This is a genomic window from Leisingera caerulea DSM 24564 (assembly GCF_000473325.1).
GTDB lineage: Bacteria > Pseudomonadota > Alphaproteobacteria > Rhodobacterales > Rhodobacteraceae > Leisingera > Leisingera caerulea.
This window is the reverse complement of record NZ_AXBI01000001.1, coordinates 211181-226779: the sequence shown is the minus strand read 5'-3', so window position 1 is coordinate 226779 and position 15599 is coordinate 211181. Positions and strand designations below refer to the sequence as shown.

At 61.2% G+C, this 15599-nt stretch carries 14 protein-coding genes and 1 pseudogene; 12 read left to right on the top strand and 3 right to left on the bottom strand.

Annotated elements, in window-relative coordinates:
* Nucleotides 1-7: 7 nt before the first annotated feature.
* The 12 genes and pseudogenes from CAER_RS0101200 to CAER_RS27145 all read left to right on the top strand — a co-directional run bounded on the left by CAER_RS0101200 (nucleotide 8) and on the right by CAER_RS27145 (nucleotide 12869).
* On the top strand, nucleotides 8-2101 hold the full coding sequence (locus CAER_RS0101200; RefSeq protein WP_027233692.1) for a 3-hydroxyacyl-CoA dehydrogenase NAD-binding domain-containing protein: 2094 nt from the start codon (nucleotides 8-10) through the stop codon (nucleotides 2099-2101).
* Between the two features lie 12 nt (nucleotides 2102-2113).
* Nucleotides 2114-3289: an acetyl-CoA C-acyltransferase gene (locus tag CAER_RS0101195; protein ID WP_027233691.1), complete on the top strand. Its 1176-nt coding sequence runs from the start codon at nucleotides 2114-2116 to the stop codon at nucleotides 3287-3289.
* A 13-nt stretch (nucleotides 3290-3302) separates the two neighbouring features.
* On the top strand, nucleotides 3303-4499 hold the full coding sequence (locus CAER_RS0101190; protein ID WP_027233690.1) for an acyl-CoA dehydrogenase family protein: 1197 nt from the start codon (nucleotides 3303-3305) through the stop codon (nucleotides 4497-4499).
* Nucleotides 4500-4508: 9 nt separating this feature from the next.
* A complete protein-coding gene (locus tag CAER_RS0101185) occupies nucleotides 4509-5642 on the top strand; it encodes an acyl-CoA dehydrogenase family protein (protein WP_027233689.1) in 1134 nt (377 codons plus the stop codon).
* Between the two features lie 3 nt (nucleotides 5643-5645).
* Nucleotides 5646-6086 carry a PaaI family thioesterase gene (locus tag CAER_RS0101180; protein ID WP_027233688.1) on the top strand — a complete coding sequence of 147 codons (441 nt, stop codon included), beginning with the start codon at nucleotides 5646-5648 and terminating at the stop codon, nucleotides 6084-6086.
* Nucleotides 6086-6883 carry an oxepin-CoA hydrolase, alternative type gene (locus CAER_RS0101175; RefSeq protein WP_027233687.1) on the top strand — a complete coding sequence of 266 codons (798 nt, stop codon included), beginning with the start codon at nucleotides 6086-6088 and terminating at the stop codon, nucleotides 6881-6883. Before CAER_RS0101180 ends, CAER_RS0101175 begins: the two co-directional genes overlap by 1 nt.
* The gene (locus CAER_RS0101170) at nucleotides 6880-7902 is read left to right on the top strand and encodes an NAD(P)H-dependent flavin oxidoreductase (protein WP_027233686.1); all 1023 of its coding nucleotides are present in this window, start codon (nucleotides 6880-6882) and stop codon (nucleotides 7900-7902) included. Before CAER_RS0101175 ends, CAER_RS0101170 begins: the two co-directional genes overlap by 4 nt.
* Nucleotides 7899-9434 carry a class I adenylate-forming enzyme family protein gene (locus CAER_RS0101165; protein ID WP_036796644.1) on the top strand — a complete coding sequence of 512 codons (1536 nt, stop codon included), beginning with the start codon at nucleotides 7899-7901 and terminating at the stop codon, nucleotides 9432-9434. The genes CAER_RS0101170 and CAER_RS0101165 overlap by 4 nt, the downstream gene beginning before the upstream one ends.
* Before the next feature lie 115 nt (nucleotides 9435-9549).
* Nucleotides 9550-9733: pseudogene (locus CAER_RS30830) on the top strand (hypothetical protein); the annotation flags it as partial.
* On the top strand, nucleotides 9730-10488 hold the full coding sequence (locus tag CAER_RS0101160) for an electron transfer flavoprotein subunit beta/FixA family protein (protein ID WP_027233684.1): 759 nt from the start codon (nucleotides 9730-9732) through the stop codon (nucleotides 10486-10488). The pseudogene CAER_RS30830 and the gene CAER_RS0101160, both read left to right, overlap by 4 nt.
* Nucleotides 10488-11414 (top strand): electron transfer flavoprotein subunit alpha/FixB family protein, encoded by a 927-nt coding sequence (locus CAER_RS0101155; RefSeq protein ID WP_027233683.1) that lies wholly within the window; start codon nucleotides 10488-10490, stop codon nucleotides 11412-11414. Before CAER_RS0101160 ends, CAER_RS0101155 begins: the two co-directional genes overlap by 1 nt.
* A gap of 180 nt (nucleotides 11415-11594) precedes the next feature.
* Nucleotides 11595-12869 carry a multidrug effflux MFS transporter gene (locus CAER_RS27145; protein ID WP_051357627.1) on the top strand — a complete coding sequence of 425 codons (1275 nt, stop codon included), beginning with the start codon at nucleotides 11595-11597 and terminating at the stop codon, nucleotides 12867-12869.
* Between the two features lie 127 nt (nucleotides 12870-12996).
* Here the strand turns inward: CAER_RS27145 and CAER_RS0101145 are convergent, their stop codons facing one another.
* The 3 genes from CAER_RS0101145 to CAER_RS0101130 form a co-directional block, all read right to left on the bottom strand.
* The gene (locus CAER_RS0101145; RefSeq protein WP_245597309.1) at nucleotides 12997-13281 is read right to left on the bottom strand and encodes a GTP-binding protein; all 285 of its coding nucleotides are present in this window, start codon (nucleotides 13279-13281) and stop codon (nucleotides 12997-12999) included.
* A gap of 188 nt (nucleotides 13282-13469) precedes the next feature.
* A protein-coding gene (locus CAER_RS0101140; protein ID WP_154667600.1) for an IS3 family transposase occupies nucleotides 13470-14629 on the bottom strand; the annotation gives its coding sequence in 2 pieces (ribosomal slippage) (nucleotides 13470-14371 and nucleotides 14371-14629; 1161 coding nt in all).
* A 261-nt stretch (nucleotides 14630-14890) separates the two neighbouring features.
* A complete protein-coding gene (locus CAER_RS0101130; protein WP_027233681.1) occupies nucleotides 14891-15523 on the bottom strand; it encodes a tyrosine-type recombinase/integrase in 633 nt (210 codons plus the stop codon).
* Between the last annotated feature and the right edge of the window lie 76 nt (nucleotides 15524-15599).

Here is a 15599-nt window from a genome sequence, read left to right as displayed (position 1 = left end):
CAAATTGATGGGATCGGTATCCTACGAAAATGTTGGCCCGGTGGCGGTGGTCACCGTCGACAATGCTCCGGTCAACGCGCTGTCACAGGCCATCCGCCGCGGCCTTTCTGAAGCTTTCGCGCGCTTTAAGTCTGACGACACGGCCGATATTGTGGTGATTGTCGGGGCTGGGCGGATGTTCATCGGAGGGGCCGATATTTCCGAATTCGGCAAGCCGCCGCAAAGCCCCAGCCTGCCCGACGTGATCAGCCAGATCGAAGCCTGCGACAAACCCGTTGTCGCCGCAATTCACGGCATGGCACTGGGCGGCGGGCTTGAAGTGGCCCTCGGCGCGCATTACCGCATCGCATTGCCCGGCACGCGGTTGGGCTTGCCTGAAGTAAAGATTGGCCTCATTCCGGGTGCAGGCGGCACGCAGCGCCTGCCGCGTATCGTCGGGATCGACGCTGCGCTCAGAATGATCACCAGCGGGACGCCGATAACCGAAGGCGATGCGCTTGAGACCGGGTTGATCGACCATATCGGCGATGGCTTCGACATTCGCGAGGCGGCCCTTGCCTACGCGCAATTACTGCTGGAGCATCGAGCCCCGCCACGTCCGATCAGCGGCATGCCCCGTGCCACGGATGAGGAAGGAGCCCTTCAAAACTGGCGCACGAAGCTTGAACACTCCCTGCGCGGCGAGGTGGCTCCGCTGGTCGCTGTTGAGGCGGTCGAAGCCGCGGTCGGGAAATCCTTTGCCGAAGGGCTGAAGGAAGAACGTCGCCTGTTCCAGCACTTGATGGACACGCCCCAACGCAGTGGGCTGGTCCATGCGTTCTTCGCCGAACGCGCCGTGTCGAAATTACGGGAAATCGCTGACGTTGCGCCTCGTGACATTGCAGGTGTCGGCATTATCGGCGGCGGCACCATGGGAGCGGGCATCGCCACCTCGGCGGTGCTGAACGGCCTCGCAGTGACACTGGTCGAACGCGACACCGAGGCCGCGGAAAAGGCCCGCGCGACCATCGCCAGAAACCTCGACGCCGCCGTGAGGCGCGGCAAGATTGGCCGCGATCGACGTGACGAGATTCTCGCGGATTCCCTCAAGACCGTCACCGACTACGGTGCCCTGTCCGACGTCGGCCTGGTTATCGAAGCCGTCTTCGAAAGCATGGATGTTAAGAAAAGCGTGTTCGCCACGCTGGACGAAATTCTGCCGCGCGGCGCGATCCTTGCGACGAATACCTCCTACCTCGATGTCAACGAAATCGCCGCCTCGACCTCGCGGCCCGAAGACGTCATCGGCCTGCATTTTTTCTCGCCCGCACATGTCATGAAGCTGCTTGAGGTCGTTGTTGCCGACAGGACCGCACCGGACGTGGTGGCCACTGCCTTTGCGCTTGCGAAAAGGCTCGGCAAAACCGCCGTGCGTGCAGGTGTCTGCGACGGCTTCATCGGCAACCGCATTCTGTCGCATTACCGCACGGCGGCCGATCACATGGTGCTGGACGGGGCTAGCCCCTATCAGATTGACAAGGCGCTGACCGATTTTGGCTTCGCCATGGGCCCTTATCAGGTTTCGGACCTCGCCGGGCTCGATATCGGCTATGCGACCCGCCAACGCAAGGCGGCGGACGCCCATCCGCGCGACCGCTACCCGGTCTTCGCCGATACGCTCTATCACAAAGGGTGGCTGGGGCAGAAAACCGGCCACGGCTACTACATCTACGAAAAAGGCACTCGCACAGGGCGGCCCGACCCACAGGTCGAGCAAATCATCGCGCAGGCCCGCAAAGAGGCTGGCACCAGACCCCGCACCTTCACCGATGATGAGATTGTCCGTCGTTATATGGCCGCAATGGTCAACGAAGGTGCGCGCGTGGTGGAGGAGGGCATCGCGAAGCGCCCGCTCGATGTGGATGTCGTGTTTCTGTATGGTTACGGCTTTCCACGCTGGCGCGGCGGGCCGATGAAATACGCCGACATGCGTGGCCTCGACAGCATTCTCTCCGACATCCGCACATTCGCCGAAACCGACGATCACTTCTGGTCACCCGCGCCGCTGCTGGAACAGCTCGTGGCCGAGGGCCGCAATTTCGACAGCCTGAACCAGTGCTGAAAGGAACCCAACATGTCCAATGCCGTTATCGTTTCCATCGCCCGTACGCCCATCGGCAAAGCCGGACGCGGCACGTTCAACATCACGCATGGCGCAACCCTGGGCGGGCACGTCGCGGCGGAGGCCGTGAAACGCGCAGGGATAGACCCGGCGCTGATTGAGGACAGCGTCTGGGGGTGTGGCTATCCGGAATATGTCACCGGCGGCAACATCGCACGCCAGATCGTGATCCGCGCAGGCCTGCCCGTCAGCATCGCGGGGACCACCGTAAACCGCTTCTGCGCCAGCGGCCTGCAAGCCGTGGCAATGGGCGCCCATCTGATCAACAACGAGGGGGCCAAGGCCGTTCTGGTGGGCGGTGTTGAAAGCATTTCGATGGTGCAACCACCGGTCCGACATTCACGCGAGGCTTGGATCGAAGCGAACAAGCCAGATCTTTACATGACGATGATCGAGACCGCCGACATCGTTGCCCGACGATACGGGATCAGCCGCGATGCGCAGGATGAGCTTGGCCTGCAGAGCCAGCAACGCACCGCAGCAGCGCAAGAGGCGGGCCGCTTCGATCAGGAGATCGCCCCGATCACCGTCACCATGGCGCGGAAGGACAAGGAAACCGGCGAAGTTTCAGAGGTTGAAACAACCATTGCCCGCGATGGATGCAACCGCCCCACGACAACGCTGGAAGCACTGCAGAAGCTGGAGCCCGTGCGCGGACCCGATGAGTTCATCACCGCCGGCAATGCTTCGCAGCTCAGCGACGGTGCCGCCGCGCTGGTGATGATGGACGCCAAAGAGGCCGAACGTCTTGGGCTGCCCCCTCTGGGTGCGTTCCGCGGCTTTGCAGTTGCGGGCTGCGAGCCCGACGAAATGGGCATCGGCCCGGTCTTTGCGGTGCCCCGTCTGCTGGAACGTCAGGGCGTCAAGATCGACGACATCGACCTTTGGGAGCTGAACGAAGCCTTTGCCAGCCAGGCGCTCTATTGCCGCGATAGGCTCGGCATCGACAATGACATCTGCAACGTCAATGGCGGCTCGATCGCTGTGGGTCACCCGTTCGGCATGACCGGTGCGCGGATGACCGGACATCTGATGGTCGAAGGGCATCGTCGCGGGGCGAAATTTGGCGTCGTGACGATGTGTATCGGCGGTGGCCAGGGTGCCGCCGGCTTGTTTGAAATCTACTGAGAAGGATCGCCCGATGGACCTGAATTATACCCACGAACAGAAGGCGTTCCGGGATGAAGTGCGCAGCTATCTGGCCGAAGAGCTCCCTGCCCGGCTCGTGAACAAGGTCAGGCTCGGAAAAACCCTGACCAAGCAGGATCACGAGGAATGGCACGCGATCCTCAACAAACGGGGCTGGCTTGCTGGAAACTGGCCCAAGGCGTTTGGCGGGGCCGGGTGGGATGCGGTCCAACGCCATATTTTTGAGGATGAAATGACCCGGGCCTCTGCGCCCCGTATCGTTCCCTTCGGCCTTGGGATGCTTGGCCCGGTGTTGCAGAAATTCGGCTCCAAGGCACAGCAGGACTACTATCTGCCACGGATCCTGAGTGGGGAGGACTGGTGGTGCCAAGGGTATTCCGAACCCGGCGCAGGATCCGACCTCGCCTCGGTCCGCACGACTGCTGAACGCGATGGCGATCACTACCTGGTCAATGGGCAAAAGACCTGGACGACTCTTGGCCAGCACGCCAACAAGATCTTCTGCCTCGTGCGCACCTCGAAAGAGGGCAAGCCGCAAGAGGGAATCTCTTTCCTGCTGATCGACATGAACAGCCCCGGCGTCAAAGTGCGCCCGATCGTGCTGATCGACGGTGAACCCGAGGTGAACGAGGTGTTCTTCGATGACGTCCGGGTTCCGGTCGAGAACCGTGTGGGCGAGGAAAACAAGGGCTGGACCTATGCGAAGTACCTGCTGACCCATGAACGCACCAATATTGCAGGCGTGGGTTTTGCAAATGCCGGTCTGGCAAACCTGAAGCGCATCGCCCGGCTCGAACAGGCAAATGGGCGCCCACTGATTGAGAACCCGCATTTTGCGGCGCGGATCGCTCGGATCGAAATCGACCTCATGGCCATGTCAACGACTAACTTGCGTGTCGTGTCCAAAGCTGCGGCGGGTCAGGCCCCCGGTGCCGAAAGCTCGATACTGAAGATCAAGGGCACAGTCATCCGTCAGGAAATCAACGCGCTCACCCGGTCAGCGGTGGGGCCCTATGCAATGCCCTTCGCCTCGGAGGCGCTGGAAGACGGCAGCAATCTTGGCCCCGTGGGCCCCGACTATGCCGAAGCCGCCACCGCGCAGTACCTTAACAACCGAAAACTGTCGATCTTTGGCGGATCGAATGAGATCCAGCGCACGATCCTCAGCAAAGCCCTTCTGGAACTGTAAGGACAGACCATGAATTTTGAACTGACAGAAGAACGCCAGATGCTTCAGGACGGTCTGCGCCGGTATCTGCGGGACAGCTACACGCCATCCATCCGGGCTGAACTCAAAGAGTGTGACCGCGGATATTCCCGCGATGTCTGGTCCGGTCTTGCAGAAATGGGCGTCATCGGTGCGTTGTTTGCCGAAGATGACGGCGGTTTTGCCGGGTCCGGGTTCGACATTGCCGTTGTGTTTGAAGAGCTTGGCCGGGTTGGCGCGGTTGACCCGCTGATTGACACAGCCATTCTCGGCGGTGGCCTGATTGCAGCCCTGGGCAACGACGCGCAGAAACCGGTCATCGACGCGGTGATTGACGGTTCAGTCCAGCTTGCCTTTGCCTATGGCGAACCGGCGAGCCGCTATGACCTGTCGCGCGTCGAAACCTCGGCGACCCGCGATGGCGACGGGTTTGTCCTGAACGGGCGCAAGGCCGTGGTGATCAATGCCCCCGCTGCCGATCAAATCCTTGTCAGCGCCCGCACCTCCGGTGACGCGGCAGATCGGGACGGGATCAGCCTGTTCCTGGTATCTGCGTCCACCCCGGGCATGACGCTGCGCAGCTACCCGCTTGTGTCCGGTGGGCAGGCCGCGGAACTCCTGTTGGAAGATGTCCGACTGGGCAGTGACGCCCTGCTGGGCGACGAAGGCGGTGCATTCGAGGCCATCACCCACGCTCAGGCGCGCGCCACGCTGGCGATCTCCGCCGAGGCGCTTGGCCTGATGGAAAGCATCCGGCAATTGACCACCGATTATCTCAAGACCCGCAAGCAATTCGGAAAACCGATTGGCAAGTTCCAGGCGCTGCAACACCGGATGGCCGATGTTCTGATCGAGATCGAACAGGCGCGCTCGGCCGTTATCAACCTCGCCGGGCATATCGATCACCCTGAGGAGATCCGCGAAAAGCATGTGAGCGCAACGAAGAACCTGATCGGCAATGTCGCCAAACTTGTTACCGAGGAGAGCATTCAGATGCACGGCGGCATCGGCATGACCGACGAGTACGAGTTGGGGCATCTCGCCAAGCGGCTGATCATGGTCGATCACCGGTTTGGCGATGCAATCTATCACCTCGAGCGTTTTATCTCGCTGGCCGTGGCTTGATCCATGGCGGCGGGCGATCTGATAAAAGACGAAACCGGCACGCAGCGGCTGATCGGCTATGTCATTGACGTCGGACAACCCGACAAGCGTGCTCGTTGCACGCTGTCGGTGACGGATCATCACCTCAATCGCCACAATGTCCTGCACGGTGGCATCGTAACGACGATGCTGGACAGCGCCATGGGCGCAACCGCCAGCCTGTCGGTTGACCCAAGCGGCCGCGCACCGTTCCTGACCGTCTCGCTCACCACGCAGTTCGTCGCTGCTGCGACCGAGAAATCAAAACTGATCGCAACCGGTGAAGCCGTGGGTGGTGGCCGTTCATTATTGTTCGTGGATGGCGAATTGCGGGACGGGTCGGGTCGGCTGATCGCCACGGCAACAGGCGTATTCAAGCGCGTTCCAGCGGACAAATTGGACGCACCAAAAGGGAGTGACGGCTGATGCACGAGCTTGCCCGTTGCGAAGACCACGGTGATCACCTGATTGTCGTCAATTCGAACACCTCGAAGCGTAATGCGCTGTCGCCGGACCTCTATCGCGTTTTGGGCGATGCACTGGACCTTGCGGCGAGAGAACCCCGCATCACCGCGGTCGTCCTGCGAGGAGAAGGCGGATATTTCTGTGCCGGCGGCGACCTCGGCCTGCTTGCAACCCGCCGGGAGATGCCCCGAGATCAGCGTCTCGCGCGGGTTGAAGAACTGCACGACGTGATCCGCGCGGTCCTGAACTGCCCGAAACCTGTGATCGCCGCCGTCGAGGGCGGCGCGGCTGGCGCCGGTGTTTCGCTTGCCTTTGCCTGTGACATGATCGTGGCTGACCGGGATGCGACATTCACCGCCGCCTATGTCAAGGCCGGACTGGTCCCCGATGGTGGCCTGACCAGCACATTGGCCGCGCACCTGCCACGCGAGTTGGTGATGCGCATGACCTTGCTGGGGGAGCCGGTGACGGCAGAACGCCTGTTCAGCCTTGGGGCCATCTCGCAGATTGAACCTGCGGGCAACGTTGTCCCGGCCGCGCTTGCGCTGGTCGAGAGGCTCGGCGCCGGGCCATCCGGTGCCCAGGGCCGCATCAAAGCGCTGGTCAACAGCGCACATACGTCATCCCGCTTGGAGCAGATGAACGCTGAACGCGACGCAATGGCGGATGCCATTGCAGACGCGGAAGCCGCCGAAGGCATTGCTGCGTTCCTCGAAAAACGCCGCCCTGACTTTACCAAAGCACGAGGCACCACATGACAGATCCGACCTTCGACACCGCCGTTACTCGGACCTATGGATGCCGTCTGCCCATTGTCGCCGGTGGCCTGATGTGGCTCTCGGATGCGTCCTATGTGGCTGCCGGTGTCAATGCCGGTATCATGTCCTTCCTCACGGCGGCTAGTTTTCCCGAGCCCGCCGACCTGCGCGCCGAGATCGCGAAGTGCCGAAAGCTCTGCGGTGATCGCCCGTTTGGTGTGAATGTCTCAATGCTGCCCAAACTGGTCGAAGGCGAAAGGATTGCGGACACTTTCCGCCTGATCGCGGATGAGGGCGTGCGTTTTGTCGAAACCTCGGGGCGCAATCCCGAAGCCTTCTTACCGTTCTTAAAGGACGCTGGCATCCAAGTTCTGCATAAGGTGCCAAGCGTGCGCTACGCGGTGAAGGCACAGCAAGTTGGGGTCGACATGGTCTCCATCGTCGGCGCGGAATGCGGCGGCCACCCCGGGCTCGATCTGATCGGAAGCATGGTCAACCAGGCGCTGGCCGAACGTCAGCTCGACATCCCTTTCCTGATCGGCGGTGGCATCGGTGCCGGTAGCCAGATCGTCTCGGCCCTGGCCTCCGGCGCTGCGGGCGTCGTGATCGGCACGCGCTTTTTGGTGTCCGAGGAAATCTCGGCGCACCCGCAATACAAGCGGGCCTTGGTGGCAGCCAACGAACGAGACACGACATTGACGATGAGCAGCGTGCGCAACACGGTGCGCACGCTCAGCAACGAAACGACCGAGATCGTGCGGCAGCTTGAGGCAGATAATCCCGATATCAGCATTGCCGAACTGATGCCTTATGTGTCCGGCGCGATTGGCCGCAAGGCATATGAAACCGGCGACGTATCGCGCGGGATGTTGTCCGCAGGACAGGCCCTAGGCCTGACCGACTCCATCGCCCCGCTGGCAGACATTGTCGCCCAACTGGAACAAGAGGCAGGTGTCGCGCTGGCGCGCCTGCGCCCCCAATCCCTTGCAACGCAACGCGCAGAGGTGCTGGCATCATGACCGAAAACAGCTTCCGGATTCATCATCTTGTCGAGGAGAGCGCGCGTGCCTATCCCGATGCGATTGCCCTCATAGATGGCAGCGGCCACCAGGTCACATACACTGAATACCAGGCGGCGATCGCCGAAGCCGCCACCTTGTTGCAAAACCGGGGCGTGCAGCCTGGCGACCGCGTCGCGATCGTGGCTGAAAACTGCATCACGACGGCGGTCTTCATTTTTGCGGCCAGCATCGTCGGGGCCTACGCGCTGCCAATCAACGCGCGGATGACCGCAACCGAAGTCGCCCGCGTGATGGCGCATGCAACGCCGCGCGTGACTGTCTTCACAACCGAAGCCTCCAAAGAAGCGGCGGCACATGCGGAGACCGCAGGCGCGGAAACGCAGGAAACTTCTTTTCGGAGTTTCGCCATCGCCGTCACCGGTGCCAGCGCCCCGGAAATGGTCGAGGGCGGCCCGAACGAAACCGCCGTTCTGCTCTACACGACCGGCACCACTGGCGACCCCAAAGGGGTGATGCTGACTCACGCCAACCTGCGCTTTGCCGGCAGGGCCTCGGCTGAGCTGCGCGGCATGAGACAGGACGACAGGATCTATGGCGTGCTGCCGTTGACCCATGTTTTCGGGCTTGCTTCTATGCTGATGGCCGCCTGTGGTATCGGGGCGACGATCCAGCTTGAACCCCGCTTTCGTCCGGACGCCCTGTACGCGGCGCTGATGGACAAAGCCACCGTTCTGCCCGCGGTGCCGCAGATGCACGCCCTGCTGATGCAATATGCCAAGGATCGGGGGCTTTCACGGCTCGAAAACAGTAAATTGCGCTATGTTTCCTCCGGCGCAGCCCCGCTTGATCCGGCATGGAAGCGCAAGGCCGAGGCCTTCTACGGGCTGCCTCTGCAAAACGGGTACGGACTGACAGAAAGCACCGCTGGCGTCTGCAGCACCCGCAATCCCATCGGTTCACCTGATATCAGTGCGGGCTTTGCGTTGCCGGAGACTGAAATCCGGCTCGACACCTCGGTCGGCGCGGAGGGCGATCCGGATGCCGGTGAAATTCTGATCCGCGGCCCGCAGGTCATGAAGGGATATTTTAGGAACCCGGCGGAAACCGCACGCGCCATTGACGCAGACGGATGGCTGCGCACCGGTGATCTTGGAAAGATGGACGAGGCGGGCAATCTGCACGTTGTGGGACGCTGCAAGGAACTGATCATTCGCGGCGGCTTTAACGTCTACCCGCCCGAGGTCGAAGCCGCGTTGAACGACCACCCTGACGTGATCCAGTCAGCCGTGATCGGCAATTCCGTCAACGGCGACGAGGAAATCCTCGCCTTTGTTCAGTGCGCTGATCCGGCGGCGCTGGACCAGGAGGCGCTCGCCGCCTTTGCCGCCAATCGTTTGACTGGCTACAAGCGGCCATCCCGCATCATCCTGACAACCCAGCTTCCGGCTGCGCCGACAGGCAAGATTCTGAAACACAAACTGCTGTCCGTTTTCGCGGACCAGCTGGCGCGACCCACGGCAGAGGGATAACGCAGGTGGTAAATGACATGAATGGTTCCAGCCCCGGCCGGGATAAAAGCCGCTGCCAGAAGACGGCCGACGGTCCTTCTCCTGCGCGGATCTTATCGTTGCCTGGACCAAACCCGAGGCGCGTGGCGGCAACGCGATGTCCGCAGAATTTCATGTCATTCGGCATTTGCTGATGCCTTGAAACCGTGAACCCAGATGAAGGCACCCACGATGTCCACGCGCTGTTCCTCAGGCGCGCAACCACCGGCCTTCAGTCGTTTCATCAATTCCAAACAACAACTTGGAGACCATGCCCATGAAGGTGCTCGTGCCTGTCAAACGCGTGATCGACTATAACGTGAAGGTCCGCGTCAAAGCGGATGGAAGCGGTGTCGATCTCGCCAATGTAAAAATGTCGATGAACCCCTTTGACGAAATTGCCGTCGAAGAGGCGATCCGCCTCAAGGAAGCCGGCAAGGCAGATGAAGTGGTCGCGGTGTCGATCGGGGTCAAGCAAGCCCAGGAAACGCTGCGCACCGCGCTTGCAATGGGTGCCGACCGCGCCATCCTGGTTGTGGCCGCCGATGATATCCATACCGACATCGAACCGCTGGCGGTGGCCAAGATCCTCAGGGCGATCGTCGAGGAAGAGCAACCGGGTATCGTTCTGGCAGGCAAGCAGGCGATCGACAACGACATGAACGCGACCGGCCAGATGCTGTCGGCGCTGCTGGGTTGGTCGCAGGGCACATTTGCCTCGAAGCTCGACATCGAAGGCGATCACGCGCTGGTCTCCCGCGAGGTCGACGGCGGGTTGCAGACGATCAGAGTCCAGATGCCGTCGATCATCACCGTGGATCTGCGCCTGAACGAGCCGCGCTATGCGTCGCTGCCGAACATCATGAAAGCCAAGAAAAAGCCGCTGGATGAGAAAAACGTGGCCGATTACGGCGTCGATGTCACCCCGCGCCTTGAGATCGTCAAGACCGACGAACCCGAGGCCCGCAAAGCTGGTGAAATCGTGGGCTCGGTCGACGAGCTTGTTGCAAAACTCAAAGACGCGGGGGCTGTGTAATGGCTGTTCTTCTTCTCGCCGAAGTCACAGATGGCGAACTCGTTGTCGACGCGACCGCAAAGGCCGTCACCGCCGCTACCAAACTGGGCGAAGTGACCGCGCTGTGCTGCGGTGGGTCTGCCGCTGCCGCCGGAGAGGCCGCCGCCAAGATCGACGGCATTTCCAAAGTGCTGGTCGCCGAGGACCCCTCGCTGGGTCATCGTCTTGCGGAATCCACCGCTGCGCTGATCGTGTCGCTGGCTGATGCGTACGAGCACATAGTCGCCCCCGCCACCACCGACGCCAAGAACATCATGCCGCGTGTCGCAGCCTTGCTTGATGCGATGGTGATCTCGGATGTCTCGGGCGTTGTCGATGGCAGCACATTCGAGCGCCCGATCTACGCTGGCAATGCGATCCAGACCGTCAGGTCCTCGGATGCAAAGAAGGTGCTCACCATCCGGACCTCGACCTTTGACGCGGCTGGTGAAGGTGGTTCGGCCCCGATCGAGAGCATTTCGGTGGCGGACACCCCGGGCCTCTCCGAATGGGTCGAAGACAAGGTTGCGGCAAGTGACCGCCCCGAGTTGACCTCGGCCGGTATCGTCGTCTCGGGTGGGCGTGGCGTTGGCAGTCAGGAAGATTTCGCCCTGATCGAGAAATTGGCTGACAAGCTCGGTGCCGCAGTTGGTGCCTCGCGGGCCGCCGTGGACTCGGGCTTCGCCCCGAACGACCTGCAGGTCGGTCAGACCGGCAAGGTGGTTGCACCAGATCTTTACATCGCCGTGGGTATCTCGGGCGCGATCCAGCACCTTGCCGGTATGAAAGACTCCAAGATCATCGTTTCGATCAACAAGGACGAAGAGGCGCCGATCTTCCAGGTGGCCGACTACGGGCTTGTCGCCGACCTCTTCCAGGCCGTGCCGGAACTGACCGGGAAACTATGACAATCGCGTGGCGGTGACGGGAATCCCCGTTCTCTCTGGTCCGGATCCCGGACGTTTTCCAGGTCCGGCCACGCGGTTGGGCATTGCTAATGGGGAGATACAGGCGGGCCAAGAGGCCCGCTGGCCCGATCCGGTGCATGCCGCTGCCGGCACGGGCGGCATCGCAGAACTGGAGGCCACATGAACAGATCCACCGAATTCGCATCGGCGCCGCCAATGACCGCGCAGCGGGTCAGCCTGATCGGCGGGTTGATGGTCGCGATTGGTCCGATTGCCATGGCGCTCTATACGCCGGCGATGCCCGGTGTGGTTGCAGCGTACGAGTCCACCAAGGCGGTCGTGAAACTGACCTTGACGCTCTATTTCGCCGGTTTCGCTATTTCCCAGCTGGTCGCGGGGCCGCTATCGGATGCGATCGGGCGCCGTCCGGTGACGGTAATCTTCGCGGCGATTTTCTGCGTTGCGTCGCTGGGCGCGCTGCTGGCGCCGACAATCGAGACGCTGACCATTGCCCGCTTCGCCCAAGGGATTGGCGCGTCCGCCGGGGTGGCGATCTCGCGCGCTATCGTACGCGATTGTTTCCAGGGCGACGAATCGTCCAGCATCATGAACATGATCGGCATCATTCTTGCGGTCGGCCCGGCGGTTTCGCCGACGATTGGAGGGTTGCTCGTGCTGCATGTTGGGTGGAAATCGGTGTTCGCGGTGATGATCCTCTTCGGCCTTGCTATTGCGCTGGTCGCGTTGGTCGCGATGCGCGAAACCCTGCCTGCGCCGCAACCGCTGCGGCTGGCGGCCCTGGGCGGGTCTTATCTTCGGCTGCTCGGCAACCGGCATTTCATGACGGCGAGCCTGACGGTTGCGGGCTCGGTTGGGGCAATCTATGCGCAGGCGACGCTGCTGCCCTTTATCCTGATGGGGCAGATCGGTCTGAGTCCCAGCGGATTCGGCCTGGCGATGCTTTTGCAATCGGGGCTGTTCTTCTCGGGCGCACTGGTGGCGCGATCCGTCATGAAACGAACCAGCGCATACCGGCTAGTCTGGCCTGGGCTGGGTGCCATCGCCCTAGGAGCTTTGTTAATTTTCTCGCTTCTCTGGGCGGATGACCCGAAAACCTTCCGGGTGATGGTCCCGGTGGGCATCTATGCCTTCGGCATCGCCTTCGTGGTGCCAGCAATGTCCACCGCCGCACTGGCGCCCTTCCCCCGGATCGCCGGGGCGGCGGCAGCACTGATGGGATTCCTGCAGATGAGCGCAGGGTTGTTGGTCGGTACGATCGGCGCATTTTTCGCGGATACGCTGGTCGCGTTCGCGATGCTAATCCCGTCCATGGCTGTGGTGGCCTGCGCGAGCTACGCGATCTACCGTCTGAACCCGCATCTGGCCGAACCGGAACCGCGCGAAAACGTGATTGGCACTGCTCCACCTGGGCGAACATTCCTGCGAGAAGAGTGAGGGAGCAAGAGACCATCCACTTTCCTAGGGGCTCTTGGCCTCAAGACAAAATGGTGGCTGTAGCATTGTGTAACATACTCGATCCAAAGTTGCTCGTGGCCCTGCTCCTCCTCCAGTTACGTGGTTCTCAGCTATGTTTAGGAAAACGGAGGATAGAGATGCCGGTTGCCTCGACAATTACGTGATCGGGGCGCGGGCGGCGACCAAGGGTGTCGCCGATCGCATAGAATAGATCGCCTGAGATGGTGCAACAGATGCAGCCGTTGGTAAGTTCGATCGTGTCCTTGCCCCGTAATTTCATCAGCGCGGAGTCGATGTTGATCGAGCCGAAATCGTTCACCAGTACAACCATCCGAAGCCCTTGATCTATTGCGCGCGTTGCAGCCATTGGCGCGAAACTGTTGTTGGTCACTCGCATCTGGTCAGGCAAATTGATGCGCGTGGTACGAAATAATGAGGACTATGTTTCCGAGTTAAAGCCGCGTTCGGCCCCAGTTCTTGGACCGGCTATCAAATGATGGAGATCGCCTTTGGCCCGCAACCCCGTTAATGCCTATCAGTACTTCACTGCACTTGACCTGCCCCCCGTTGGTCCCTCGCTCATGAGGAGAGTCTGCGGGTTTGGTTTTGGTAATCGTCGGTCTCGGGCTTGGCAAGCGCGGCAGGCGCGGAGCCCTCAAATAGCTCAAGCGCCTGCCGCGCTTGCTTTGGTGTTCTGTTCCCCAGCGAAGAGTGCGGCCTGACGTTGTTGTAATCGTAGCGCCACAGCGCCAGCTTGCGGCGGGCATCGTCCAGGGTATCGAACAGTTCTTCATTGAGAAGCTCGTCCCGCAGGCTGCCGTTGAATGACTCGATGAATGCATTCTGCTGCGGTTTTCCGGGGTCGATGTAATGCCAATCCACGCCGTTCCTGTAGGCCCATTTCAGGATTGCCCGGCTGGTGAATTCCGTGCCGTTGTCGCTGACAATGCAAGCAGGCTTTCCGTAGATCCGGACGAGCGCGTCCAACTCCCGGGCAACGCGCTCACCTGAAATGCTGGTGTCCGCGGCCAGGCACAGGTTTTCCCGGCAGCAGTCATCGTTCACGGCCAGAATGCGGAATTTCCGCGACGCGCCGAAGCTATCCGCCAGGAAGTCCAGGGACCAGCGCTGGTTGGGCTGCGTGGTTTCGGGCATCGGCGTTCGCGAGCCCCGGGCGCGTTTGCGGCCCCGCCGCCGCTTCACCGCGAGGCCTTCTTCGCGGTAGAGGCGGTACAGTTTTTTGTGGTTCATGATCATGCCTTTGCGCTCAAGCAGCACGCCGATCCTCCGGTAGCCGAACCGGCGGCGTTTGCCAGCGATCTCTTTCATCTCCTGGCGGATCTCGGGATGGTCGGGCGGGCGTTCGCGCCGGACCGTCTTGGGGTCGACACCGACAAGCCGGCAGGCCCTGCGCTGCGAGAGGTCATGATCCCGCATTGCATTGAGCGCTGCCTCTCGCCGCTCTTTCGGTGTCGTCAGCTTTTTCCCAGCAGGTCTTTCAAAACCACGTTGTCGAGCATCGTGTCTGCCAGCAGCCGCTTCAGCTTGGCATTCTCATCTTCCAGCGCCTTCAGCCGCGCGGCCTCCGATACCTCCATGCCGCCATACTTGGACTTCAGCTTGTAAAAAGTCGCCGGGCTCAGGCCGTGCCGGCGGCACACCTCCGCTGTCGGCATCCCGGCTTCCTGCTCTTTGATCATCCCGATGATTTGCGCCTCGGTGAAACGGCTCTTCCGCATTCGTCTGCTCCTACATAGGTTGGGCAGACTCTACTTCATGGTGAGGGATTTTGCGGGGGGCAGGTCACACTTGGCATGAATGGCTGCACTACACGATGCGCAGCGGCGTTGAGAACGAAGCGCTCGCGGTGAAATTCTTGCTGCGAGCGCGCGCAGCGAGAAATCGGCACTTCTGGTGTGGGGTCGTCAGAACCACGGCTGCGTCGCGAACGCAGGTCCGCTCAGGATTGGCGAACGGCAAGAGCCGCCCGCCAAGGTGGTTCAAATGTCGATTTGCTCGGCGATACTCAGCGCATCTTCAAGTTCGACGCCAAGATATCTGACTGTACTGTCAACCTTGATATGTCCGAGCAGAAGCTGAACCGCTCTGAGATTTCCGGTTTTGCGGTATATCTCCGCTGCTTTGGTCCGGCGCAGCGAATGGGTGCCGTATCCACTGGGCTCCAGCCCGATCGCCGCCACCCAATCCCGCACAAGCCGGCCATATTGGCGCGTTGAGATATGCGGGCGGTCGTGAAACCGGCTGGGAAACATGAAACGGCAGCCGATCATTTCCGGCGACTTGATCCATGCGGTAATGGTATTCCGCGTGTTTTCAGAGAGTTCGAACTGAACGGGCCGTTTGGTTTTGCTCTGGATCACGGACACTCTTTCGCGAACGCGATCATCCCTCACCAGGTCGGTTACAGCCAGTTTCACCAGATCGCATCCGCGAAGCTTGCTATCAATTGCCACGTTGAACAGCGCAAGATCGCACAGGTTGCCCGCCAGTTCGAGCCGCGCTCGGATTGCCCAGACCTGTTTCGGCAACAGTAGTCGTTTCTGGCCGATGATCCGGCCCTTGTTCCAGGCTCTTCGTTTCGGGGTGACAGCGGGAAGTTGGACTCTTGGCATAGTGCTCCCTCCAATCCTCCCGCCAAGCCCAGACATCAGCACCGCGCTGACACCTGAATTTTACAGGCAGTTTGAA

Coding starts and splice junctions, on each gene's coding strand:
- CAER_RS0101130 (WP_027233681.1), bottom strand. CDS start 15,523: ATGCCAAGAGTCCAACTTCCCGCTGTCACCCCGAAACGAAGAGCCTGG.
- CAER_RS0101200 (WP_027233692.1), top strand. CDS start 8: ATGGGATCGGTATCCTACGAAAATGTTGGCCCGGTGGCGGTGGTCACC.
- CAER_RS0101175 (WP_027233687.1), top strand. CDS start 6,086: ATGCACGAGCTTGCCCGTTGCGAAGACCACGGTGATCACCTGATTGTC.
- CAER_RS27145 (WP_051357627.1), top strand. CDS start 11,595: ATGAACAGATCCACCGAATTCGCATCGGCGCCGCCAATGACCGCGCAG.
- CAER_RS0101180 (WP_027233688.1), top strand. CDS start 5,646: ATGGCGGCGGGCGATCTGATAAAAGACGAAACCGGCACGCAGCGGCTG.
- CAER_RS0101185 (WP_027233689.1), top strand. CDS start 4,509: ATGAATTTTGAACTGACAGAAGAACGCCAGATGCTTCAGGACGGTCTG.
- CAER_RS0101170 (WP_027233686.1), top strand. CDS start 6,880: ATGACAGATCCGACCTTCGACACCGCCGTTACTCGGACCTATGGATGC.
- CAER_RS0101165 (WP_036796644.1), top strand. CDS start 7,899: ATGACCGAAAACAGCTTCCGGATTCATCATCTTGTCGAGGAGAGCGCG.
- CAER_RS0101195 (WP_027233691.1), top strand. CDS start 2,114: ATGTCCAATGCCGTTATCGTTTCCATCGCCCGTACGCCCATCGGCAAA.
- CAER_RS0101155 (WP_027233683.1), top strand. CDS start 10,488: ATGGCTGTTCTTCTTCTCGCCGAAGTCACAGATGGCGAACTCGTTGTC.
- CAER_RS0101160 (WP_027233684.1), top strand. CDS start 9,730: ATGAAGGTGCTCGTGCCTGTCAAACGCGTGATCGACTATAACGTGAAG.
- CAER_RS0101190 (WP_027233690.1), top strand. CDS start 3,303: ATGGACCTGAATTATACCCACGAACAGAAGGCGTTCCGGGATGAAGTG.